The sequence below is a fragment of the Atribacter sp. genome, assembly GCF_035418125.1.
Classification (GTDB): Bacteria; Atribacterota; Atribacteria; order Atribacterales; family Atribacteraceae; genus Atribacter; species Atribacter allofermentans.
The window spans coordinates 1-2288 of record NZ_DAOLQM010000312.1; the positions used below are offsets into that span (position 1 = coordinate 1).

Annotated in this window: 1 protein-coding gene; it reads right to left on the minus strand. The window is 40.7% G+C overall.

The window, feature by feature from the left end; translation table 11 throughout:
* Positions 1 to 66: 66 nt before the first annotated feature.
* A complete protein-coding gene (locus tag PLK24_RS10885; protein ID WP_324479056.1) occupies positions 67 to 1752 on the minus strand; it encodes a hypothetical protein in 1686 nt (561 codons plus the stop codon).
* Between the last annotated feature and the right edge of the window lie 536 nt (positions 1753 to 2288).

Here is a 2288-nt window from a genome sequence, read left to right on the forward strand (position 1 = left end):
CGGCTCACTCTTCACGGATTTTGGCAGTGTGATTGCCAGATAGCTTTGCTCCTTGTAGTGACGGATTTAAGTTCCGATGAATTCTCTCAAGATTGAATTGGATGGTACAAAAGAAGATTGAAGAGGAATGAAGTTATTTAAAAAGGCATAGAGTCGATAAGCCTCTAAGTAGGTTTCATTTTCAGGAGTGATTGCCCGGAGAAGCGGTTCGGCATATTGGCGAAGAATGCTTAATTCATAAATAAGTGATGAATTGAAAAAAATATCGGCATCTTCTTGATAAGGAAAGATGTATTTTTCTTCTCCGGCATGAACATGTAGCCAGGTTTTAAAGACTTCCTCAGTGGTGCTTCCCCGAAATTGACTGTCTCTAACCAAACGGCGAATAAGCCGGCAATCAGTGGTCGACATTCGGTTGTGATTATCAATATTGAGCTGGGTAATGGCGCTGGCGTAAATCTTGAATTTTCTTTCTTCAGGGATGTTTTTACTGAGCAAAGGATTGAGGGCGTGAAGTCCTTCGATGATGATAATGCCATCGTGACCCAATTGCATCTTAGCTCCCTGGGGTTCCCGGCTTCCGGTAATAAAATTGTAGCGAGGAATTTCAACTTCCTTTCCATCGATGAGTTCTTCAATTTGCTGTTCAAAAAGCTCGAGGTCAAGAGCTTCCGGGCGCTCGTAGTATTGATTATCCCAGGTTTTAATATCTTTTTTGGAGATAAAGTAATCGTCAAGAGAAATGGTCTCCGGTTTCCAACCATTCACTCTTAACTGAATATACAAACGCCGGGCAAAAGTGGTTTTCCCTGAAGAGGAAGGACCGGCGATAAAGACTGTCTTCAGACTTCCTCTTTTTTGAGTGATGAGGTCGGCGATTTGGGCGATTTTTTTCTCATGGAAAGCCTCGGTCATCGAGACAATTTCTCGACCTTGGCCGTGAACGATCGATTCATTTAAATCTCCGACATTTTTAATCTCCATGATTTTTGCCCACTGACCGGCTTCCTGGAAAGTGGTAAATAATTTGGGACGAAAAACGTAGGTGGGGAGACGTTCGGGATCGGTCGCCCGAGGGTATTGAAGGAAAAAGCCAGGTGGAACCAAAACAAATCCATAATTTTTTATATAGCCGGTTGATGGGCAAAGAGGCCCATAGTAATAATCATAATATTTGTTAAGGCGGTAAAGAGTTATTGCTGTTGTGCGCCAATAGCGGAAAAGCCGATTGAGGTCTTCTCGATTTTGTCGATGAAAAATATTTTTTGCCTTATCCCAGTCGACTATTTCTCTTTCAAAAGAGAGATTCAATCGGGCTAATTCTTGCATTTTTTGATTGATATTATCTAAGTGTTCGGTAGTCAAATTTCCAATTCCTGTTATTTCACAAAATAAACCATCACTCATGGAATGAAGAACATGAAGATGGGCTTCAGGATAAAGGGTGTTAATGCTGTAGCTGAGCATAAACAGTAAACTGCGAAGATAGGTACGATGTCCTTCAGGTTGGGAGAAATCCAAGAAGCAAATATCACTTGGTTTAGTAACTTTGGTGTTGAGGTCAACTATTTCTCCATTTAAGCGGGCTGCCATAAAATTTTGGTAAGTATCGGGAAAAGACTTGTGGGCGATTTCGAGGATAGTCATACCCGGAGTGATATTTAAATTTTGTTGATTATTGATGGTAATCGAACACGGGGATGCTTTCATCTCAATCACCGCCAAAGATATAATTTTTTCTAATTGATTCATATTGTACTCAGTCTTGACTACTCTGTAAAATCTGATTAATAGGATCATCACAAATGCTGGATTTGTGTTATTGCCAGAAAGTAAAATAACTATCTAAAACTGTCATTGCGAGGAATCCAACCGTTCTTTGGTTGAACGACGTGGCTATCTCATTTAGCCATTTTGTTACTTTAATGAGTCCGGTGTCTTTTACCAGACATTATAGGGTCACATCTGACACCACAGGTGTCACATCCTGAGGCTTTGTATTCAGAAGTCGTGAGGATCTCATCTTTTATTCGTATTTCTTTAGCCTTTTCTCAGGATAACGAGGGAAAATCGAAAGACACCCTCCCCGCCACAAAAGTGGCACCCCTCCAAGGAGGGGAATTGTTGAATTCATTCTTTCTCATTTTTATTTGATCACTTATTACTCAATATTATGTTCCCAGGATAAACCCTCATGCCATTTGGTGATACCGGATAGAAATGAAAACCTAAGATTCGACATGCCATGGTAAGGTGATACATTAAACGGGTACAATGAATTGTGCCCC